Here is a 23433-nt window from a genome sequence, read left to right on the forward strand (position 1 = left end):
ATTAATGCCCCATGCCCCATGCCCCATGCCCCATGACTATTGACTATTGACTATTGACTGCTGATAACTTTGATGATTCTTTCACCTGGATTTAGGTCAAAAACTCGATCGCCCGCAGCATCTTTCCCCCAAAAAGCTATAGCATCAATAGTCGATCGCAGCACGCGGCCAGAATTAGTAAAAAGTTTGACATCCGTACCCGGAACAGCCTGCAGCAAGCCAACTAAAGCATCTTTAGGCTCTGAGAAACGAAAAGCTTGAGTGCCAATTTCGCCCCGGTTAGTAAGTCTGACAGAACCTGCAGGCATTCGTTTTGCCCAACCCAACTCGGAAAATAGCACCAGACTGTCGTCCGGGTAGAGAGTGATGCAACCCACCAACTGTTCCTGCTTCCGCAACCTGGTTACTTGAGAGCCCTGGGCCGCGCGGCCCATTGGCGGCAGTTGTTCATCATCAATCTCAAACCGGAGGACTCGGCCTCCTGAAGTTGCGATCGCCACTTGCTCCCCGACTTTAGCCAGACTCGCACAGCGCAGCCGATCGTCCTCCTTGAGTTTAACAACAGTAACGCCACGATTAGTCAAATCAGCAAATTCCTGCATCGCCAAGCGCTTAATTTTTCCTTGCTGAGTCAGAGTTACTAAATCCGCGGCTTCCGAATTTTCCGGCAAAATAAAGTGTGCAACTGTGATTTCCGACAAAGCGCGATCGGCACTGTCTTTAGTAGCACTCGGCGACAACAAACTAACGATCGGCGTTCCCCGGTCTTTGGCGCTACTACTAGGAATATCGGCCACTTTCAGCGGGTAAGCTTTGCCGTTAGGAGTTAAGACGACCAAAGTGCGATCGGTTTTCGTCAGATTTGCCGTCACAATAAAATCTTCATTTTTTTCTAAAGCTGAAACCGATTTTTCGCGACTTTTCGAGCGTGGCTTTTCCCCTGTCGGCAAGCGTCGCACGTACTGCTTGTGCGAAAATTCAACAATAGTTTCCTCTGGCTCAAGAACGGGCAATAAGTTAGGCTGAATCGTTGCCGGTGACAACTGCTTCACCCCAGAATTTTTCTTACCAGCAAACTGTGATTCGGCGTTTGCTGCGCGTGCAGTTCCATTGGCGAATTTAGTGCGGCGGGGGTCAGCGTACTTGCGTTTTAGCGATCGAAATTCCTTCTTTAAAGCCTTCAAAAGTTCGCGCCTGTCGCTCAACAACCGCTGCAATTCTTGAATATTAGCCATCAACTCATCCAACTCAGACTGCAAATTTTGCCTTTCCAAACCAGTCAGCCTCCGCATAGGCATCGCCAAAATCGCATCAGCTTGACTTTCGCTCAAATTGAGGCGAACTTGGAAAGTTTGCTTAGCAGTAGAGCCGTCAGGAGAATTTCTGAGAATGTCGATCGCGGTATCGAGATTTGTCAAAGCCAACATTAAGCCTTGGACAATATGACAGCGGCGTTCTGCAGCTTGCAACTCGTAATTGTAGCGGCGGGTCAGAGTCACTTCCCGGAAATCCAGAAATTCCTGCAACAATTGTCGGAGTGTCAACTGTCGCGGTTGACCGTTGACAATTGCCAGCAAAATCGCCCCAAAATTTGTTTGCAGGTCAGTTTGCTGGTAAAGACGAGCGAGAACCGCTTCAGGGGTAAATTCCCGCTTGAGTTCAATCACCACTCGAATGCCTTCGCGATCGCTCTCGTCACGCAAATCAGAAATACCGTCGAGGCGGCCAGCATTAACCAACTCCGCCACCTTTTCAATCCAAGCCGCCTTATTTACCTGAAACGGAAACTCCGTCACCACGATCGCCGTTTTAGTACGCACCTTGCGATTACCTGGCACCTCTTCCACCCCTGCCACACCCCTGACCGCAATGCTGCCTCGACCCTTAGTGTAGGCGTCAACAATGCCCTCTGTAGCGACGATTTCCCCTCCGGTTGGAAAATCAGGGCCCGGAATCAGTTCTATCAACTTCTCATCCGATAGTTCCGGGTTTTCAATCAAAGCAATTAAACCGTCTACCACCTCCCCCAAATTGTGCGGCGGAATATTAGTTGCCATCCCCACAGCAATGCCCGTACAGCCATTGAGTAACAGAAACGGCAACTGAGCAGGCAGCGCCGTCGGTTCCTGCTGGGAACTGTCAAAGTTAGCAGTAAAATCAACAGTTGCATCGCCGACTTGGGTTAGCATAGCTTCGTGGGCGATCGGTGCCAGCCTCGTTTCCGTATAGCGCATAGCAGCCGCCGGATCATTGTCCACCGAACCGAAATTGCCGTGACCCGCCAGTAAAGGATACCGGCTCGAAAACTCCTGAACCATGCGTACCAGAGCGTCGTAAACCGATTGGTCGCCGTGGGGGTGATATTTTCCCAAAACATCTCCAACTACCCGGGCGCACTTACGGTAAGGTCGGTCTGGCGTCAGACCGAGTTCGTGCATCGCATATAAAATTCGACGGTGAACAGGTTTTAAACCGTCGCGGACATCAGGCAAAGCTCGCCCGACGATCACACTCATGGCATATTCGAGGTACGATTGCTGCATCTCGGCGTGCAGAGGCGTAGAAATTACTTGCCCGGAAAGTAGGTTGAGTTGTTTAGCCATGAGTCTTTGTGTCCGTTAATTCCTGAGTGAAAACAGCCTCTGTCAATAATGCCGAGGTTCCCTGTCTCGATTGAAAAGCCTTTGCCGCAGGCGAACCGAAAGTTCGACCCAACCGCCCAGTTGAAGAATAAAAATAAACTTAACTTGTGAAAGCAGAATCAGAGTCCCGAAGACGGGCAACACTTGCCTCTTACTCTCCACTCTTACCCTAACCTCTATGTTGCCTTCATTTGTGCCTACCTGTCTATTTACCTTCTGCCGTGAGAAGATTGATTCACAGGAGAACACGGAATGCCCAAAACTCAGAACCTAGTGAGGCTTTAGCTTTTCCTAGGAAAGCGTCACGAGGGACTTGAGTCCCCGTCAATCCATGATAGAATTTAATTGCAATTAGGAATAACCATCTACACGAAGAAATATTTTATTCAGGAGAAACCCCAGATTGATCTCGTCTCAGTACAGCCGTAGCGTGGATCAAGCAGCAATGGTAGACGATCGAGCTTACCGTGTTTTGGCAAGCGTGATGGACTCCGAAAGTATTAAAAAAGAAAAGTAAGCGGAATTGGAATACGTCTGGTACTGGTACTTGTTCTGATCGTGTAGAGGCGACTGGACTATGAGTGAAGTCCAAGTTTTGGGCTTATTGAACCATAGAGCGTGGCCGTGACTCGCTGAGAGTGTCAAAAATGCCGATATTTATGAATTCATCAGTCAAAAGCTCTCCTGGCGATATTTCCTAGTCTGACATCCCATGGATGAACGGAAGCGTCGATATTTTAAGCCGTTTTGAGGGGTTAAAACAGAGAATTAGGAATCTCCAACAATCCCCACCAATCCCCGCTAGATTCGCTACTCCGAATGCTGTGGCGACGGGAGTACGTGAATAAACATGGCTTGATTCTAATGAGGAAGAAGGAAAATAATTATCACACATTCCCGATTATAATACCAGTTTAAAAAATAATGCAACTTTAGACCCGTGATCCAAACTGATATCCACTCAATCAGTTCCCATCTAAAATCTAAAATCTAAAATCTAAAATCTAAAATCTAAAATCTAAAATGGTAGAAGCCGGAGGCTTGACCGAAAGAAAGGATATTATAAGTCCAGGACGCACGGGTAGTCAGAAACCGGGTTTTTTCATAGCAATAGTTCCTTATAGCCCCCCGAAACGAGCAAAACCCGGTTTCGAGGGTCGTCCATGCCTCCTGGATTATACTAGAAACCTGGTACCTGAGAATCTTGAGACTCTCACCAATGCCAGGTCTAGTTATAAAAAACAACTAAACTGTCTGTGTATAGTAGTCTAAATGATGGTACTGGATGCTTCTAGGCATCTGTAAACCCTCTCACAGCTAGTGGCTCAAGGATATACATACGGGTTTTGCAGGGTTCCCGGCTGATGGCGCTAAAAACTCTGCATTTTTGACGGGGAATGTAGTCCCCGTGTCGTGTTCCTCTTTGGACTAAAGTCACAAAGTTTCTATACTTCCCATATTTATTTATGAAAACCGTTCTGATTGTAGAGGACGATTTGGTTAATGCTCGGGTTTTTTCCAAAATTCTGACTAAGCGGGGGGGCTTAGCCGTGAAGCACACGGAAAATGTTGAAGAGGTGATGCAGATTGCTGCCAACGGCGAAGCTGATTTGATTTTAATGGATGTGTCTCTTTCGCGCAGCGTGTACCAGGGCAAATCTGTTGACGGGATTAAGATTACTCAACTCCTCAAAGCTGACCCACAAACGGCATCGCTGCCGATTATTTTGGTGACTGCTCACGCGATGGCTGGTGATAAAGAAACATTTCTGGATCAAAGCGGTGCCGACGGTTACATCTCTAAACCTGTGGTAGACCATCAAGAGTTTGTTAATCAAATCAAGGCTTTGCTGCCTGATTGAGTGAACCATATATGCAGAAGGAAGAAGGAAAAAGGAAGAAGGAAGAAAGAATTGTTTGTTTAAACCAACAAACAATTAAAACTCTAGAATTACAAAGTTTGCTTAAACTCTGAATCTTCCTTCTTCCTTCTTCCTTTGGATGTCTCATCGCACAAGGCTATGAGTTCGGACTGTTAATTAGTGAGGATAATTTGAGATTTTTCAAGTCATGAAATAGAAGTGTGCGTTGCTGCGAGGAACCAAATTATCCTCAGCGATCGCAACGCTGTTCACTCATTCATGCAATCTCAAAACTATGATTAGTCTTCGTCCTCATCGAAGTCAAAACCGATATCATCATCATCGTCAACATCAGCTCCCAAGGCATCATCCTCAGTCTCAGCGACAAAATCGTCCTCATCCACCTCAACTTCCTCAAAATCCTCATCAGGCTCAAGATCAGACGGGCGCCCGATCTCAAAACCGCTCTCGATCGTATAAGCACGGCGCGCAGTACGGTCATCAAGTACCACATCCTCCTGTAAATCGTGGATGTCGTCATCAAACACAGCACCATCAAAACCCGCATCCTGGACCCCAGCATCCTCATAGGCATTGAACCCAGTACCGGCAGGAATCAGGCGGCCGATAATCACATTTTCCTTCAGCCCCCGCAGCCAGTCAGACTTACCTTCGATCGCAGCCTCAGTCAACACCCGCGTAGTCTCCTGGAACGAAGCAGCAGAAATAAAGCTATCAGTATTCAGCGAAGCCTTAGTAATCCCCAGCAACACCGGAGTATAATCCGCCGGCGCTCCACCAGTAATTGACATCGCCTCATTCACCTGCTCAACCTGCCGCAATTCTACCAACTCGCCGGGGAGCATAGTAGTATCGCCGCCATCTTCCATCCTGACTTTGTTGGTCATCTGGCGGACAATCACCTCGATGTGCTTATCAGAAATATCCACGCCCTGAGACTGATAAACCGACTGCACCTCATTCACCAAAAACGTCTGCACCTGTTGGAAACTCTCCAAGGCAGCCTCAAAAGTAGACTGTCGCTCCTTGAGTACGTGGAAGAACACCTCCAGAATTTCGTGAGGGTTAGCAGGCCCGTCGGTCAAAGCTTCGGCGACGCCGACGCGCTGTCCGTCGGAAACGATCGGGTTTTGACCAGGCAACAAAGGATACTCCTCAATCCGGCCATCATCCTCAATCACCGCAAGTTCCACAACATCGTCATCCGTAACCACACGAGCCGTCCCCGGCCGCTTGGCTAAAATACAAGCTTCCTTCGGCTTCCGCCCTTCAAGAAGTTCCTCAATCCGTGGCAAACCTTGAATGATATCCCCAGTCTTTGCCCGCTCAAACACCAGAATCACCAAATTGTCACCCCTCTGCACCAAGTCGCCGTCGTCTACGTGCAGCACAGCACCAGCCGAAACCCTGTAAGGACGAGCCACCCTGAGCAAGAGTTTCGCCGGTTCTGTCTCCGACGCAGGTACAACTTTCACAACTTGGCCGGACTCTTCGAGAACAACCCCCGGAGCTATTTCGGTACCGGCTACCAGCAGTTGACCCGGACTCACATCCGGCGTACCCGCCACGCTTATCGAAATAGAATCGGCATCTCGCATCACCAACAGTCGGCGCACTGGTTCGCCATGTCCCTCACGGATGCCCCGAACGATACCGGCTTCTTTGCAGAGAATCTCGGTGCGGGCGACTACGGCCCCGGGCGCGATCGACTGCCCATCTTCGACCAACAGTCGCGTGTGAGTGCTGCCCTGAGTCGGATCAGCAGACACATCCCGCCGAATCACTAGCGATTCCAAAATGACTAGCTGCAAGCGGAAAGTCTTGGAAACTCGATCGCCCCCATCGGCTACTGTCATCGCCACTTCTTGCGACTCCGTACCGTCTTCAGCCGATCCCCAAGCCGGGCCCGAACCGTCGGCTCCAAAAGCCATAGCATCATCTTCATCGGGCAGGAGCTCAATATCCGCCGCCAGTTGCGGAGCTCCAGAACCAATTTCCAAAATAAGCTGAGTCCGCAGCAGTTCCAATCCCTCGACAGATTTGACGCGCTCCCCATCCTTATAAGGAAGTCGCTGCACCGCTTTCAAAGAGATTGACTCATTCAGCGCCGTCTGAGAAGGCACTGGTGGCTTATCCGGCACCGGAAACTCCACCACAGGCCGCAGCAGCAAAGCCGGGCCTTCGGGAGTTTCGATATACTCGGCATAGCCCAACTCTTCGGCAATCAAGCCCGGGGAAATTTCTTGACCCGCGTTGACGATTTGACCTTCTCCGAAAGTTAGCGGCGGGCGGTCAACCACATGGAGTGTGCCCGGTTTGATCACAATTTCCCGGAGGATGTCATTTTTCTGAGTGATTTCCACTGCCCCGCTGGTTTGGCAGAAAATATCCTTAACGACTTCTGTACCGGCCTCTACGTACTGACCATCTTCGACCAGCAGCAGAGAAATATCCTTATTCACCTCGTGGCACTCTTCCGGTATCCAGAGCAGAGTGCCACCTTTAACGACTTCGTAGCCAAGTTTAGCTTTGCCGCGTTTGTGGACTTCCACCCCGCCGTACTTGACAATGCCCCCTGTAGCTGTGCGGTAGCTGTCGTCGAGCAGTTCGGCGACGACTTCCCCGTTGATGACTTTGCTCCCAGGAGCAGTCTTCAGGGAAAACCGCTGCTTAGAAGATGTTTCGATCGTGTAGTGGTCGCGGCCGCCTGCACTTTCAGCCCGCACGACTGCTTGGTCGAGCAGGACTTGGGCGGTGATAATTTCGATTTCTCTGGGGTCAGCGATGCGGACTACGCCACCGTGTTCGGAGACGAGTTTAGTTTCGGCAATCACGCTTTCTGCTGGAATGCGATCGCCATTTTTCACTGCCGGTTCGGCACCAGGGGGCAAGTTGTAGACTTCTCCTGAGAGAATCCAAATCAGCCCGCCTTTGCTGGCTGTGCGGGTGGTGTTCCCTTGGCGGTCGGTTTTTTCTTCTGGTACTAAGTCGGCAAATTTGGCTTCTCCGGCTAAGTCGGAAGCCACGTCTGTAGTCACTTTTTCCGTAGTTTTGCGGGCGGCGCGACCGACGATCGGCACTTCTGCCAAAACTTGACCGGGAATGGCGCGCTGTCCGTCTTTGACCATCAGAGTCGAACCCTGGACGATCGCCAATTCGATTTTCAGTTTTTGATTTTTGGCACCGGATTTTCCTTCTTCAAATCCGTCGCCCTCAAATACGAGTTTGCCGTTGTTTTCTGCCACCAGTGCTTCTTCGCCGTGTCTTGTGCGGAAGGAGCGAGTACGCAGGTTCTTGAATTTCACTACGCCAGGGAAGGGGGCGCGTTCTTGTTTGGCGACTTCTCCGGTGAATACGCCCCCGGTGTGGAAGGTACGCATGGTGAGCTGGGTTCCCGGTTCCCCGATCGACTGAGCTGCAATAATCCCGATCGCTTCTCCCATGTCCACCATTTTCAAGTGGGCAAGACTCCAGCCGTAGCAGTGCTGGCAAACGGATCGGGTCGATTCGCAAGTCAGGGGCGATCGTAAATACACCTCTGCCACCCCAGCTTTACCAATTTCCGTCGCCAACTCATCGGTAATTGGCTGATTTCGGACGGCTTTTTCGCTGCCGTAAGACACGATTTCCCCTGTTTTGGGGTGTACCGCATCTCTGGCCAACACCCGCCCTAGCAGCCTGTCCTTGAGGGGTATGAGCACTGTTGCTCCGTCTGTCATGGGCCGGACTCGAATTCCCCGCTGAGTGCCGCAGTCCACTTCCCGCACAATTACGTCTTGGGATACGTCCACCAAACGGCGAGTCAGATAGCCAGAGTCTGCCGTCCGCAACGCTGTATCTACCAAGCCTTTGCGCGCGCCGTAGGAAGAGATGATGTATTCGGTGACAGTGAGTCCTTCGCGGAAGTTGGTTTTAATTGGCAAGTCGATGATTTCGCCTTGGGGGTCAGCCATCAATCCGCGCATTCCGACTAGCTGCCGCACTTGAGAAATGTTTCCCCGCGCCCCGGAGAATGCCATCATGTAGACCGAGTTTAGGGGGTCTGTGGCTCGGAAGTTTTTGACTACTTCGTCTTTGAGGTCTTCTGATGTGCTGTTCCAGGTATCGATTACTTTTTGGAAGCGTTCGACTTCGGTGATTTCGCCTCTGGTGTATTTTTGTTCGGTGATGCGGATTTCTTCTTCGGCTGCATCTAGGAGCGATCGTTTTGACGGGGGCACTTGCAGGTCGTCTACGCTAATCGAAACTCCCGCTCGTGTCGCAAAGCGGAAACCTAAGTCTTTGAGTTTATCGGCCATTTGCGCTGTACGGGCCGTTCCGTAGTGCATGAAAGACCAAGAGATTAATTTTTTGAGCTGACCTTTGTCAACAACTCGATTGCGAAAAACAATTTCCTTATTTTCTGTCATTTTTCTGAGTAGTGGTAATTGGTAATTGGTAACTTTAACTGCCGTTAGACTTCTGTTTCTGAGCGAAGCCGAAGGGTTCAGGAACCATGTAGCCGAAGTATTGGTAATTGGTAACTGGTAATTGGTAATTGAGAAGTAGAGCGGTGGGGAAAAACACCAAGCATTTTGTAGGAGTGGGTTTAGCGTATAAGGAAGAGAGCTAAGCTAGAAGATGAATGCACTCACCTGCTCTTCCCATAAGAAAGTTTATTTTCACCTACCTACTTAATTGGTAATTGGTAACTTTTACTGTCCTTCGACTTCGCTCAGGAACCGCAGAGCCGAAGTATTGCTGAGTAGTAATGGGTAATTTTTCCGGATTCAATCACTATTATTTGTTAGCGATCTTTGGTCACTTATTACCCATTACCTCTTACCCATTACCTCTTACCCATTACCTCTTACCCATTACCCATTTCTAATTGTTAATTACCGATTCGATCGTTTGGTGATAGATAATCCGGCCCGGAGTAGTGCGAATGAACTGATTGAGTACCTTGCCCTCTCCGTCTTCCCGAACCCGGCGGAACTTGTATTCTTTTGTCACTATACCGTCGGTAGAGCGTTCCACCTTCAGCGGTTCTCCCTCGGGTTCTGTGTTTTCTATGGCGCCTTGAAACCTCACCCACACATAAGAGTGCAAGTCAACGATTCCTTGTTCGTAAGCTACAACCGCGTCGGTAAGGTTGGAGAAATAGTGACCGGCTCCTTTTTGAGCGTCAGGATTCTCGGCTGTCAAGTAATAGCAACCGAGCACCATATCTTGAGAAGGAGTAACGATCGGTCTTCCGGTTGCCGGCGACATAATGTTGTTAGAAGCCAGCATCAGCAGGCGCGCTTCCGCCTGAGATTCCAGAGACAAAGGCACGTGCACGGCCATTTGGTCGCCGTCAAAGTCAGCGTTAAAAGCCGGACAGACTAGCGGGTGAAGCTGAATTGCCCTCCCGTCCACCAAAATCGGCTCAAAGGCTTGAATCCCCAAACGGTGAAGCGTCGGCGCCCGGTTCAGCATTACCGGGTGTCCTTCAATCACCTCCTGAAGCACGTCCCAAACGCTGGGATCGTTGCGCTGGATCAGTTTTTTGGCAGCTTTGATGTTGTTGACCAATCCTTGGCGGATCAGGCGGTGGATGACGAAAGGCTGGAAAAGTTCGATCGCCATTTCCCTCGGCAAACCGCACTGATGAATCTTCAGTTTCGGCCCCACCACAATCACCGAACGCCCGGAGTAATCAACCCGTTTCCCCAGCAAGTTTTGCCGGAAGCGACCTTGTTTCCCTTCAATGATGTCCGACAGCGACTTCAGCGGGCGGTTGTTTGCCCCCACCACTGTCCGGCCCCGGCGACCGTTGTCAATCAGCGCATCCACAGCTTCTTGTAGCATCCGCTTTTCGTTGCGGATGATAATCTCCGGTGCCAGAATTTCTTGCAGTCTCGCTAACCGATTATTCCGGTTGATTACTCTCCGGTAAAGGTCGTTGAGGTCACTCGTTGCAAAACGCCCGCCGTCTAGCTGCACCATCGGCCGCAAGTCGGGGGGAATCACCGGAATCACATTGAGCACCATCCAATCGGGTTGAGAACCCGTAGCGATGAAGTTGTCAATCACTCGCAAGCGTTTAATTAACTTCGCCCGTTTTTGACCTTTAGCATTAGCAATATCTTCCCGCAGCTTTTCCGCTTCACTTTCTAGCGGAATATTTTGCAGCAAAACTTGCAAAGCTTCAGCACCAATCCCTACTTCTACACCTGTGAGTGTGGAATCTTCGCTGTAAAGTTCGTCTTCTATTTCCAGCCAAGCATCTTCTGTGAGCAATTGCTTGTATTGCAGCTTTTCTGCATTACCTGCATTGAGGACAACGTAGGCATTGAAATAAACGATTTGTTCGACATCTCGGAGCGGCATATCTAGCAGAATAGCCATGTAACTCGGAATGCCTTTGAGATACCAAACGTGAGCTACTGGAGCCGCTAATTTGATAAATCCCATCCGGTGACGGCGGACGCGAGATTCAGTGACTTCTACACCGCATCTTTCGCAAACAATGCCTCTATGGCGAACTCGTTTGTACTTCCCACAATGACATTCCCAATCTTTTGCAGGCCCAAAAATGCGCTCGCAAAACAAGCCATCCATTTCAGGTTTTAATGTCCTATAATTTATTGTTTCGGGTTTTGTCACCTCGCCGGTTATCTGACCGTTGGGTAAAGTTCTCTCTCCCCACTGTCGAATTCTTTCTGGTGAAGCTAACCCGATCTTGACGTAATCAAAGCGTTGTTCTATTTTAGCCATTCTTGACTCCAATTGATGATTTACAGTCGATAATTTGTGGTAATTTATCTTTTTTGTTGGATTTTTTTGCGGCTTAAATCAATTTTATTCTCCTCTATATGTGACATTCCTTTTGATATCAGAAATGACATTTCTGGATACCCCAAATTCCTGAGCAATTTTAGCAATGGATTCTCCGGCTTGAATTCGTTCTCTGATTTCAAGAGCTTGAGCAAAAGTAAATTTGCGATCAAGATGTCCACCCATGCGAGGAAGTGGAACCTGTTGACCTGCTTCCTTCCAAGTGACGTGATATTTAATATCGTGTATGGTTTTGCGGCCGACACTGTATTCCTGTGCTACATCCTTCATCCTCTCTCCTGCTGCTAGCTTTTGTCGAATTTCTCGCACCTTTTCCCAATCTAATTTGGCATTGGAAAGGGGATGACTTTTGCCTTGAGTGCGTCCTTTCTTAGAAGCATCTAATGAATTTTGGGAACGGGTACCACCCCACAGGTGTTCTGGATTGATGCAACTGGGACGATCGCAGCTATGACAAGCATCTATTGAAGTGGGAATTTCACATCCTAATTTCTCTGCTAAAACAGCACGAGTGACTGATTTCGATTTCCCATTTTTAAAGTACCTGCCATAGCCTTGACCGTCCTTTGAGCCTTGAAAAATGATGCAGCCGTTGTCTTGAATTTCTCCTAAAAAACCTGGCGAAACTGTAGTGAAGTTATCGGGAATATTTGTCTGAAGTATCTTAGTAATAGTTTCATGTTGTACCCCATACTCTTTTGCTAGGTGGTTTTTGACTGTTCCAGATAAATATTTAGTCTGAATTTCCCGTAGTTGTGCGATCGACAATATGCCAATACCGGGAATACTTTTGCGTCTGGGAGTTTTGCGATCGCGCCCAATCATCTGCCCAGTATTCTCAGCAGCAGTACCTACTACCAGATGTGCCGGGTTGATGCAGCTTCGATTGTCGCAGGTATGGCAACCAAAATAACCGGAACCGAGGAATCCTGCTATTTTTGATTCGAGGACTAAACGGTGGACTAATACTGTTTTGCCATCGATCCACTTGCGCGCGTAACCGTTGCCAAACTTGCTCCCTTGCCAATTAATACAGCCGGTCGAGCGGTCAACTTCTCCTTGAATTCCTGGGACAACTGTTACAATATTCATGTTCAGCGTCTCTCCTGTTTAGAGCGTTGATTCGCCTCAGCAGTGGTACGAACACTGCTGAGGCATTTTTATTGGAGATTGCCGATTAAAGATTAAAGAATTGAATGCTGTCAAAAAATCTTTAATCTTTAATCTTTAATCTTTAATGCCTAATCTTCGTCAAGTTCGTCACGAGAAAGCGACTCGTAAGTAGGCCGGGAGGGCGATCGCTTGCCTCCAGCATCCGCCATCAAATCCACCTCAACGTGCTCGCTGCCCTCGTCGGACGTATTCACCTTGTGCACGGCAATATCCAAGCACAAAGACTGCAACTCCCGCATCAGTACCTTGAAAGATTCCGGCGTACCGGGGCGCGGAATAGCTTTGCCTTTGACGATCGCATTCAGCGCTTCATTCCGCCCCTGCATATCGTCCGACTTGACAGTCAGCAACTCTTGCAAAGTATAAGCTGCGCCGAACGCTTCCAGAGCCCAGACTTCCATTTCTCCGAACCGCTGACCCCCTTGCTGCGCTTTGCCACCCAAAGGCTGCTGCGTTACTAGCGAGTAAGGGCCTGTGCTACGGGCGTGGATCTTATCGTCTACCAAGTGCACCAGCTTCAGCATATAGGCGATGCCCACTGTGATTGGGCGATCGAACGGTTCCCCAGTTCTGCCATCGTAGACAATAGTCTTGCCGGGGTGCTTTTCATTAAACACCCAAGGCTTACCGGTTTTTTCCCGTGCCTCCTGTAGCTTACCGTGTACGGTTTCCCGCGACTTTTCAGCGCCGTGCATTTCATCAAAAGGCACCATCTTGAACCGCATCGAGAGATTTTCGCCGGCCCATCCCAGCAAGCACTCAAAAATCTGACCCACGTTCATCCGCGACGGTACGCCCAAGGGATTGAGCACTATGTCAACCGGAGTCCCGTCGGGTAAGTAGGGCATATCCTCCATCGGCAAAATCCGGGACACAATACCCTTATTCCCGTGGCGGCCGGCCATTTTGTCGCCGACTTGAATCTTCCGCTTTTGAGCTACGTAGACGCGGACGACCATGTTGGCGCCGGGGGGCAGTTCGTCGCCCTGTTCGCGGGTAAACACCCGCACGTCTACCACGCGGCCTTTTTCGCCGTTAGGGACGCGGAGGGAATTGTCGCGCACGTCGCGGGCTTTTTCGCCGAAGATTGCCCTCAGCAGTTTTTCTTCCGGCGGTTGGTCGGATTCGCCTTTGGGGGTGACTTTGCCGACTAGGATGTCGCTGGCTTCTACCCAAGCACCTTTGCGGATAATCCCCTGTTCGTCTAGCTGGCGCAGCGCGTCTTCGCCGACGTTAGGAATTTCACGGGTGATTTCTTCGGGGCCGAGTTTGGTTTGGCGGGCTTCGATTTCGTATTTTTCAATGTGGATCGAAGTGTAGACATCTTCGTACACCAAACGCTCGCTAATTAGCATGGCGTCTTCGTAGTTGTATCCTTCCCAAGGCATATAAGCTACGAGGATGTTGTGGCCCAGAGCGAGTTCTGCCCCTTCGGTGGAGGAACCGTCGGCGAGCACTTGACCTGCTACGACGCGATCGCCCTCATAAATCAGCGGACGCTGGTTTAAACAAGTATCCTGGTTAGAACGCTGATATTTTTGCAGTTCGTGTTCGATGCAGCCAGCATATTTTTGCTTCCAAACCGAGGGCTGTTTGACTTTGAGATCGTCGTATTCCTTAATCAGGAAATGTTCTTCGCTGGAATTCGATTCGGCATCTACAGCCAGGGGTTTGACAATAATCCGGGTAGCGTCGATGTAAATCACCTCGCCGTCGATCCGGGAAACCACAACCATCCCCGAATCTCGCGCCGCCTGAGCTTCCAAGCCCGTACCGACGAGGGGCCGTTCTGGTTTCAGTAGCGGCACAGCTTGCCGCTGCATATTCGATCCCATCAGAGCTCGGTTGGCGTCGTCGTGTTCCAGGAACGGAATCAGCGATGTCGCGACGGAGACAATTTGCACCGGCGAAATCGCCATGTAGTCCACCTGCATCGGAGTGGTGGTAGTGAATTCTTGGCGGTAGCGGACGGCTACAGTTTCGCCCAAGAGGTTGTTGTTTTCGTCGAGGCTGATGTCTCCGGGGGCCACGCGCAAATCGTCTTCTTCGTCGGCTGTCATGTAAACAGGGGCTTTGTCGCGCAGCACCCGTCCTTTTTCTACTGGATAAAAAGGAGTTTCGATGAAGCCGTAGGGGTTGACGCGGGCGTGAGTTGCCAATGAACCAATCAGACCTGCGTTGGGGCCTTCTGGTGTTTCGATCGGGCAAATCCGGCCGTAGTGGGACGGGTGAATGTCCCGTACTGCAAATCCGGCGCGTTCGCGAGTCAGACCTCCAGGGCCCAAGGCCGAAAGCCGACGTTTGTGAGTCAGTTCTGCCAGAGGGTTGGTTTGATCCATGAACTGCGATAGCTGGGAGGAACCGAAGAATTCCTTGATTGCTGCTACCAGCGGTTTGGGGTTGACCAGAGACGCGGGGCTGAGGGAGTCGGCATCCGAGACGGTCATTCTTTCGCGGATGATCCGTTCTAAGCGGTTGAGGCCGACGCGCACTTGGTTTTGCAGCAGTTCTCCGACACTGCGGACGCGACGGTTGCCTAAGTGGTCGATGTCGTCGGTGGAGCCGATGTCGAATTCGAGGTTAATTAAGTAGTCGATCGCTGTCAAAATATCTTGGGATGTCAGCACCCGCGTTGTATCGGGGACTGTCAAGCGCAATTTTTTGTTGAGTTTGTACCGGCCGACTCTGCCCAAATCGTAGCGTTTGGGGTCGAAAAAGCGCGAGTTGAGGAGCTGTTCGCCGCCCGCCACGGTGGGGGGTTCGCCTGGACGGAGTTTGCGGTAGAGCTCCATCAAAGCTTCTTCTTCGCCGAATTGTCCTTCTTTCTCGATCGTTTTTTGGAAGTATTCCGGGTGGCGCAGGGAGTCGTAGATTTCGCCGTCTGTGAGTCCTAATGCTTTGAGCAGCACCTGGGCTGAGAGTTTGCGGGTTTTGTCGATTCTGACCCAGACTAAATCGTTTTTGTCTGTTTCAAATTTCAGCCAAGCGCCGCGGTTGGGGATCAGGCTGGCGTTATAGGAACGGCGACCGTTTTTGTCGGTTTCGGATTTGTAGTAGACGCCTGGGGAACGCACGATTTGGTTGACAATTACCCGTTCTGCGCCGTTGATGATGAATGTGCCGCGCTCGGTCATCAAGGGTAAGTCGCCGATGAAGACTTCTTGTTCTTTGATTTCCCCTGTTTCTTTGTTAATCAGGCGGGTGGGTACGTACATCTGCACCGAGTAGGTGCTGTCCCTGCGCTTGGCTTCGTCCACGTCGTATTTCGGGCGCTTGAGTTTGAAGTCTTTGCCCATGAAGTGGAGTTCCAGCTTCCCCGTGTAGTCTGTAATCGGGGAGAAGCTGTCGAGTTCTTCGATCAGCCCGGCTTCTAGAAACCAGCGAAAACTTGCCCGCTGGATTTCGATCAGGTCGGGCAAGGTGAAGGCGAATTCTGTGTAATCTTTAGTGGTCATGGGGGTCCTTTTTCCGCAGTGGCTCTAGCTTTTTACATGGCGCCAAGGCTGGGCTTTTTTACCTTGTTGCGTTTTTTTGATTGATTGTGTGAGAGAATTTATATGATGTTTTCGATCGCCTGCCAACTGCTGCAATGGTTATTTTTGCTTGTGGCTCGCAGTATTTTTGTGCGGATTTGAGTTTCGATCGAGATGCTTTTAGCTCCGATCTCGTGGTATCCCAGGGTGAATTCCCTACACTTTTGACTCCTAAAATTGACTTGACAGCTATTGCCAAATTGCTGAGGTTCCAAGTTTCTTCTGATGTGTAAGTTTGAGGTATTGCGTGAAGTTTTGACCGATTCCGAAGGTTAGCGTACTCGCGTTGTGTTGGCCGGAACTGGGCGACATCGCAGTCGCGGATACTAAGCTAACGCCCGATCGGTTGGTTCTTTTTATTATAGGACGCAAATCCGATCGCAACAGGCAACGCCAAAAGAATCTCCAATAAAGGATGAATCCGGTTTTTCTGGCAGGATAGAAATGGGATTTTCCTGATCGCGGGTTCCTAAATCAACCTGTTTTCCTCGTTTCTCTGTTCTGCTATAACTAAACTGAAAAGCCGAATAGCTGACAGGCATTTTTGGTTGTCTGCTGGGACAAAGTTAAGAGAGAAACTCCTCTCAATTTAGCAACTTGCTCGGCTACGTAGTAGACATAGGCTGGTTCGTTGCGTTTTCCCCGCTGGGGTACGGGGGCGAGAAAAGGGCAATCTGTCTCGACTAGGATGCGATCGCTATTTACCATACAAGCTGATTCTTGTATTTGCAAGGCTTTTTTAAAGGTGACTGTTCCGCTAAAACTAATGTAGAAACCTAGGTCTAAAAACCACTGGGTTTCTTCGGGTGTGCCTCCCCAGCAGTGCATAACTCCGCGCACTGGCCCGCGTGTTTGCCAAAAGTTCCTCAGCATTTCGGCCATTGGGGCGGCGGCGTCGCGACAGTGGATAATGACTGGTTTGTCAAGTTCCTGGGCGATTGAAAGCTGTGCCTCAAACACTTTAAACTGGTGTTCTCGATCGTCAGCTTTATAAAAGTCCAGTCCGGTTTCGCCGATCGCCACGACCCTAGAGTCCGAACTTGCTAATTCCCTAATCTGGCTCGCAGTCTCGTCTTTCCACTTGTCGGCATCTAGGGGGTGGAGTCCAACCGCAAAGGACACTTCTGGAAACTGGTTGGCGATGGCTTGAATGCCGGCAAACTCTTCTGGCTCTACACAAGAATGAACCAGCCGAACTACACCAGCTTCGCGCCAGCGTTCTCGAATGGCTTCTAACTCAGATTTGTAGGTCTCAAAGTTGATATGAACGTGAGTGTCGATGAGCTGCATGGGGGAAGCAGATTAGAGGTGATACGGGAGAGTCCTGGTGGGATAGTGCGAGGGGGGAGTGAGAGAGTCTGGGAGTGGGAGTGGGAGAGAGTGTATGGGAAAAATCTTCCGTTTTCTTTCTTCCTTCTTCCTGCTTCACGCTGGACTTCTTCACGCTTGACAATCAAGCATCCAGGATACCCGCCACGTGATTCATCCGTCCAGAAATAAAAAACCTGTATCCGATGAAACTTGCCCCCCGAATTTATCCGTGGGGTCAATGCTTCAATCGAAAATCGAAAATCGAAAATCGAAAATCGATTGACTTCTTCCCTCAACATCCATCCCTTCAATCTTGTACACTGCTTCGTTGCCGAACTTTCTGCTTCCTTAAGATGCTACCGATACTTCGTGCGGCTTGAGGGTTCTTGCCAAGCGGGACTTTTTGCGAGCGCCGTTGTTGCGGTGGAGTACACCTTTTTTGACAGCTTTGTCAATTTTGCTGTAGGCCTCAGACATGCGCTGCTGAACTTCTTGCATTAATTCCGGGCTCGGAGCTGCGGCGTACTTGTCTACGGCAGCGAAATATTTCTTCATCAAAGTTTTGACCGCTGACTTGTAAGATTTGTTGTACAAGCGGTTACGTTCGGCGATTTTGACTCGTTTGACGGCGGACTTAATATTTGCCATAGTTCAGTTGCTGGAAGTAGGTATTCATTGATACACCCTAGTCTCAAGACAGTCTCAAGACACGGGGATTTTGAAGGACAACCTTTTCGGGATCGATCCGCAAAAAGCTTGATTTTTAAGAGCGGAGTGAGACAGCCACTCTCGATTCGCTCAGATTGAGCTGAGTCTGTGGCTACTTTTTGGCGACGCCCGCGCAATAATTTTTTATTGACTCATTTAACTGCCTGTTTTTTACCCCTGACAATACCCACAGGTATGACACGGGTGTTACGGAGGCGTTTTGCGGTGTTTCCACCGTCACGAGTTAAAGTCACGGTTTCTTGCGCGCAATTTTCAAGTATACAATAATTTGGCGTTTTTTTATAAAAAAATTATCAGGTGTTGGAAAAACTAATATAGCACCTATTTTGCTTAAAATCCAATTCTCTGAAAAATCCAAGTTAAGCTATAACAAAGAATACGGGTTATTTGGGCTTCGGCAAGAAGCACTTACCGAAGGTAGAAGGTAAAAAGCTGAAGGTAGAAGGTAGAAGGTAGAAGACAGCCGGATCTGAAGGTAGAAGGTAGAAGGCAGAATCAAAATTCTCCCGCTCGAACACTCTCCCTCTCGGATCATATCGGGGTCGGACACACTCCCCCTCTGCGTTCCCACCCTCTCCCTCCGCAATCGGTTCTCTGGCGGGCAATTCAAGAGAGAAGGTTGTGACTTGTCCTCAGTGTTGCAAAATCCTCGACAGAGATTTAAACGCTGCACTGAAGCCTTTGAAAATGCCGCGACTATCGCGGTTTAAGCTTGTGGACTGGTGGTGGCCTACTTCTCTAGGAGAACCCCCACAAAAATCCCCAATTGTCAAGCAAATGTTAGTGAAGTTATAGACGGCATTCCTAATCTCCATGCTGCGAATCATTACTCAGTGGGTTGAGGCACAAGCTGAACTGCGACGGATCTGCGATCGCACCCATGACGAACTTGTCGTTCACAAAGAAGCCACCGTGCGGGAGGTGCTGCAAGCTGTAAGGCGCAGAGGCGATCAGGCTGTGCTGCACTACACTGCTGAATTTGACCGCATGACCCTAAATGTGGAAGATTTACGGGTGACAGGCGCCGAATTGGACGCTGCTTACCAGCAGGTGTCGAAAGAATTATTAAATGCCATCCGGCTGGCTTGCAAACAGGTAGAGGCGTTTCACCGACAGCGCGTACCCAAGTCTTGGGTGCAGTTTGGTGATGACGAGATTGTTTTGGGCAAGCGCTACACGCCGGTCGATCGAGCGGGAATCTACATTCCTGGGGGTCAGGCTTCCTATCCAAGCTCGGTGATCATGAATGCGGTTCCTGCGAAGGTCGCCAAGGTGCCGAGACTGGTGATGTGTACTCCCCCCGGACAGGAGAAGAAAATGAATCCTGCGGTGCTGGTAGCGGCTCAGGAAGCGGGAGTTGATGAGATTTATCGAGTAGGCGGGGCGCAGGCGATCGCGGCTTTAGCCTACGGTACGGAAACTATTCCGAAGGTGGATTTAATTACTGGGCCGGGGAATATTTACGTCACCCTGGCTAAAAAACTGGTTTACGGGACTGTGGGGATCGATTCTCTGGCTGGCCCGTCGGAAGTGCTGATTATTGCTGATGGTTCGGCGAATCCTGTGCACGTGGCTGCGGATATGTTGGCTCAAGCTGAGCACGATTCGATGGCGTCGGCAATTTTGCTGACGGCGGATTCGGTGCTGGCTAGGAAGGTGGTGGCTGAGGTAGACAGACAGTTGGCAAATCATCCGCGCCGAACTTTAACAGAAAAGGCGATCGCCAACTATGGTTTAGTCGTGGTAGTTGACTCGCTCAAAGCAGCGGCGGAACTATCTAACGAGTTTGCGCCCGAACACTTGGAATTGCAAGTGGCAGATCCCTGGGCTTTGCTCGACCAAATTCGCCACGCTGGGGCGATTTTCTTGGGCTGCTCGACGCCGGAAGCTGTAGGTGATTATTTGGCTGGCCCGAATCACACTTTGCCGACTTCTGGTGCTCCGCGCTATGCGTCGCCGCTGGGTGTCGAAACTTTTATGAAGCATTCGAGTTTGATTCAATATTCGCCTGCTGCACTTAAGAAGGTGGGTAAAGCGATTAATGTTTTGGCCCAAGCAGAGGGGCTTCCTTCTCACGCTGATTCGGTGCGGCTGCGGACTGAAAAGGAGGGAGAGGGTGAGTTTTAGATGGTAGATAGGAGATTGGCGATCGGCAAAATACATAGGTAGTAAAAAGCGAGTGAAATGCAGTGAAAGGAAGCAATTCTCTTGCGATTATGGTAGCTTTACATTCTGTGACAAGTGGCCCAGTTTATTTGCACCTACCTACTTACGCACTGCGGGCTTAAGAAACCCGGTTTCTTCCAGTATCTTGCTTAAATGACGCAATTATGTTAAGAAGCCGGGTTTCGGGGTAGGTAATAATGATGTTGGTGGGGAGCGCGAAATTGTCGAAAGTAGGCGACAATCAACGAAAAATTTAAAGTCTAAATATCTGAGATTTAAAGGTGCATGGTATTGAATACTGTTTTGGTAGCGATCGACAATTCAGAGTTAGCGACTCAGGTACTGCAAGTTGTAGGACAATTTCAGCTAGAACCGACGGCAAAGGTGATTCTAGTTCATGTTGTGAGTTCTGGTACGTCGGATTTTGACGCGGTTGTCGATCGACCTCACGCTCAGGGAGATGAGATTGCTTACCGAGAGGTGGAGAAGTTGCTGCAATCTTATCAGGAAAAGTTGCGTTGCCAGAGCGAATTGGAGATTGTTTCGGGGGAGCCAGCGCCGGAAATTTTGCGTTTGGCTCATATTTATAAGGCGGATTTAATTGCGATCGGCTGTCGGGGTTTGACTGGTTTAAAGCGGATTTTGGAGGGTTCGGTGAGTGCGGAGGTTGTGGCTGAGGCTCCTTGTTCGGTGTTGGTGGTGCGCGCCAGATGAGCGGGAAAACCGCATAACCGCTGCAATAGCTGTAAATATTAACCCTATTGCTGCAATCCCTTACTGTGCAAATTCTGCTCGATATGCTGCATATCCTTCATATCCTCACCCGCAACTATCCCGTAAATTTCCGTGTAGATTTTTCCGTATTTAACCTTCTCTAAAGCTGACAAGATTATCAAGTCCTTGCGATCGAGTTCTGGTTTCAGCGTGACAAGAATGGATTCCAAAGTCCCATCCATTCGGCAGTTACTGGAATATTTAGCCACCTCCTTTCCCAGCCCCAGTAAGGTATGGCGCTGCACGCAAAGCGGAGTCGAGCCATTAACTCGGAAATTGGCATCAATGGCATACAGTTGTCCCTCAGAGTCTTCCAGCACGTCGAAGCCAATAACTCCGAAATAACCCTGTTGGTGAGCATATTTACCAATAGCGGCAATCATCTCAAAAAACCTACTCATGTCGGTTTCGCGGTAGTGAATCAGTCCCCCTAAATAGCTGCCCTCTGGGGTGACAAGTTGACTGGTAGTGCCGATAAGCGTGATATCTCCCGTTTTGCTTACATAGAACTGCACGCAATAGTTTTGCACTTCATTCTTGACGAATTCCGAGACAATAATCGTATCCACCAACTTAATATCGAGATATTTCCTCACTTCCTGCAAGCAGTAGTTCAGATCGCTGGCGCTTTTGATAATATAAGTGCCTTCTCCAGAAAGTCCGTGGGATGTTTTAATCAAGTAGGGGAATTGCTCTGGTAACTGAATGCTTTCGAGATTGACTTCGTGCAGATTGTAGCTTTGGTATTTCGGACATTGCACCCCTAATTCTGCTAGCGTTGCTTTGCTGAGCAAGTGGTAGTGGATGTCGGGATGGACGGCGTGTTTTTCGGGTTTGAGATTGTCGAAGGGAAATAGAGTCAGGAGTTTGTCAAAGCGATCGCTGCTGCTGAGATCATCAAGATAAGTTGAGCAGTCTATCATCTCCATACTGCGGTAGCTGAAGCCAAAATGCTCCCGCCAATAGTCCATCAGCGAGTTTGGCGGCTCATTAATCACAATCCCTGGGATGGCCTCGCCTAACACAGCGAGATTTTTCCAAGGTTCCTTCTGGCCAATCTTGTCGAAAGAAGTTTTGGTGGCTTCACTGCTGCCGTCTTGAATAAAGTATTTTTCCCTGTTGGGGTAAGCAGCCCAACTGGCAGTTGCAGGGTAATTTAGGATGAAGGCATAACGTGCATCTGTGATATCGGAAGCAAACAAATCGGAAAGAGAATTACCCTGAAAGTAAGGAAAATCGTATGTGGAGTTCATAAGAAACCTTCAAGTCGAGTTTGAATTGAACTGTTTTCTCGGCCACTAAGTAGCTCGACATAATTAAAAGTAGGGTGGGCAAGGCCCGCCCTACAAATTGAAAAAATGTTTATTGATGTCCAGCTACTTAATACCTAGGAAACAAGATATTAGTTGCGGAATTTTAAGTCTCTCCAACTAGAGAGAATGCAGCCTCAATAATTTCAATGATGGACGAGTTGTTTTTTCTTAGTGAACACAGCCACCTTGTCCATTTCTTCGGTTCTATAAGCACAAGCCATGTCGGTTGAGTTATGCGCCCAGCCAACCCGCCCTTGAGGGTCTATGAGGATACACCCAGCTTCTCCTGCCACCTTAGATGCCAGAGTCTCAATAGCCATCTGCGCTGCATCGTCTGGGTGCTTGCCGGATGCGAGAATGTCGATCGCAACCTTAGCCAAAACTACTGGCATAATCGACTCACCATCGCCTGTGGTCGAGCAACCGCCCTGTTCATTTTCAGCAAACAAGCCTGAGCCGATAATGGCGCTGTCGCCGACGCGACCGGCGGGCTTATTCATAGTGCCGCCTGTTGAGGTACCGGCAACTAAGGTGCCACTACTATCCAAAGCTACACAACCAACGGTATTAGGGCGGTCAATAACTTCTTTTTCCTCCTCCCACTCTTCCTGTTGCTCATCCGCGATTAAGTCTTCTTTTGTACACATCTCGGCTCCAATTTCTGCCGCAAAATCTTCTGCGTGATCCGCTACTAAGAACATGGGTTTTTTATCCATAATCTTTCGCGCCACGGAGATGGGATGGCGCACCCCTTGAACATTTGCGAGGGCTCCCCAAGCTAATGAACCGCCTTCCATGATCGCTGCGTCTAGCTCTACTTCTCCCTGGTTGTTGAGAACCGATCCAAAGCCTGCGTTAAATGTCTGGTCAGCTTCCAGAACCCGGATAGCTGCCTCAACTGCTTCTGCTGCGGAACCCCCGCTTGCGAGCACTGCCCAACCCGCTTCTGCTGCTGCGGTACAGCCTGCATTGTTGGCTGCAACCTTCTCTTCTGAGATGGTTTTTGCTCCACCGTGAACAATAATGCTTAGTACCATAAATTTCCTTTTTTTAATCTTAAGCTATACTTAAAAATTCATTAGATTAA

13 protein-coding genes are annotated in these 23433 nt (G+C 49.6%); 4 read left to right on the plus strand and 9 right to left on the minus strand.

The window, feature by feature from the left end:
- Positions 1-50: 50 nt before the first annotated feature.
- Positions 51-2603: a DNA topoisomerase (ATP-hydrolyzing) gene (locus QT979_RS03675; RefSeq protein WP_333308214.1), complete on the minus strand. Its 2553-nt coding sequence runs from the start codon at positions 2601-2603 to the stop codon at positions 51-53.
- 1505 nt (positions 2604-4108) lie between these two features.
- Here QT979_RS03675 and QT979_RS03680 point away from each other — a divergent pair.
- The gene (locus QT979_RS03680; RefSeq protein ID WP_006632892.1) at positions 4109-4504 is read left to right on the plus strand and encodes a response regulator; all 396 of its coding nucleotides are present in this window, start codon (positions 4109-4111) and stop codon (positions 4502-4504) included.
- A gap of 299 nt (positions 4505-4803) precedes the next feature.
- On the opposite strand, the gene QT979_RS03685 is transcribed toward QT979_RS03680, so the two are convergent.
- From QT979_RS03685 to rpoB, 4 genes are all read right to left on the minus strand, one after another.
- Entirely contained in the window at positions 4804-8934 is a 4131-nt protein-coding gene (locus tag QT979_RS03685; protein ID WP_333308216.1) for a DNA-directed RNA polymerase subunit beta'', read from the minus strand.
- Positions 8935-9391: 457 nt separating this feature from the next.
- Positions 9392-11266, minus strand: a complete 1875-nt coding sequence (locus QT979_RS03690; RefSeq protein ID WP_333212958.1) for a DNA-directed RNA polymerase subunit gamma — start codon at positions 11264-11266, stop codon at positions 9392-9394.
- Between the two features lie 84 nt (positions 11267-11350).
- The gene (locus QT979_RS03695; RefSeq protein ID WP_333308218.1) at positions 11351-12439 is read right to left on the minus strand and encodes an HNH endonuclease; all 1089 of its coding nucleotides are present in this window, start codon (positions 12437-12439) and stop codon (positions 11351-11353) included.
- A gap of 149 nt (positions 12440-12588) precedes the next feature.
- Positions 12589-15975 (minus strand): DNA-directed RNA polymerase subunit beta, encoded by a 3387-nt coding sequence (gene rpoB, locus QT979_RS03700; protein ID WP_333054817.1) that lies wholly within the window; start codon positions 15973-15975, stop codon positions 12589-12591.
- Positions 15976-16109: 134 nt separating this feature from the next.
- Here rpoB and QT979_RS03705 point away from each other — a divergent pair, with 134 nt between their 5' ends.
- Positions 16110-16286: a hypothetical protein gene (locus QT979_RS03705; RefSeq protein WP_333212960.1), complete on the plus strand. Its 177-nt coding sequence runs from the start codon at positions 16110-16112 to the stop codon at positions 16284-16286.
- Between the two features lie 277 nt (positions 16287-16563).
- Here the strand turns inward: QT979_RS03705 and QT979_RS03710 are convergent, their stop codons facing one another.
- Both QT979_RS03710 and rpsT read right to left on the minus strand, forming a co-directional pair.
- Positions 16564-17343, minus strand: a complete 780-nt coding sequence (locus QT979_RS03710) for a TatD family hydrolase (protein ID WP_333212961.1) — start codon at positions 17341-17343, stop codon at positions 16564-16566.
- Positions 17344-17712: 369 nt separating this feature from the next.
- Entirely contained in the window at positions 17713-18012 is a 300-nt protein-coding gene (rpsT, locus tag QT979_RS03715) for a 30S ribosomal protein S20 (protein ID WP_006632886.1), read from the minus strand.
- A gap of 894 nt (positions 18013-18906) precedes the next feature.
- Between rpsT and hisD the strand changes: the two genes are divergently transcribed.
- Positions 18907-20220 carry a histidinol dehydrogenase gene (hisD, locus tag QT979_RS03720; RefSeq protein WP_333308220.1) on the plus strand — a complete coding sequence of 438 codons (1314 nt, stop codon included), beginning with the start codon at positions 18907-18909 and terminating at the stop codon, positions 20218-20220.
- A 324-nt stretch (positions 20221-20544) separates the two neighbouring features.
- Positions 20545-20973, plus strand: a complete 429-nt coding sequence (locus tag QT979_RS03725) for a universal stress protein (protein WP_333308222.1) — start codon at positions 20545-20547, stop codon at positions 20971-20973.
- Between the two features lie 44 nt (positions 20974-21017).
- On the opposite strand, the gene QT979_RS03730 is transcribed toward QT979_RS03725, so the two are convergent.
- Both QT979_RS03730 and QT979_RS03735 read right to left on the minus strand, forming a co-directional pair.
- A complete protein-coding gene (locus tag QT979_RS03730; protein ID WP_333308223.1) occupies positions 21018-22286 on the minus strand; it encodes a carbamoylphosphate synthase large subunit in 1269 nt (422 codons plus the stop codon).
- A gap of 203 nt (positions 22287-22489) precedes the next feature.
- Entirely contained in the window at positions 22490-23383 is an 894-nt protein-coding gene (locus QT979_RS03735) for an isoaspartyl peptidase/L-asparaginase family protein (protein WP_333217071.1), read from the minus strand.
- Positions 23384-23433 lie beyond the last annotated feature (50 nt).

The sequence above is a fragment of the Microcoleus sp. w2-18bC1 genome (assembly GCF_036700365.1).
Taxonomy (GTDB): Bacteria; Cyanobacteriota; Cyanobacteriia; order Cyanobacteriales; family Microcoleaceae; genus Microcoleus.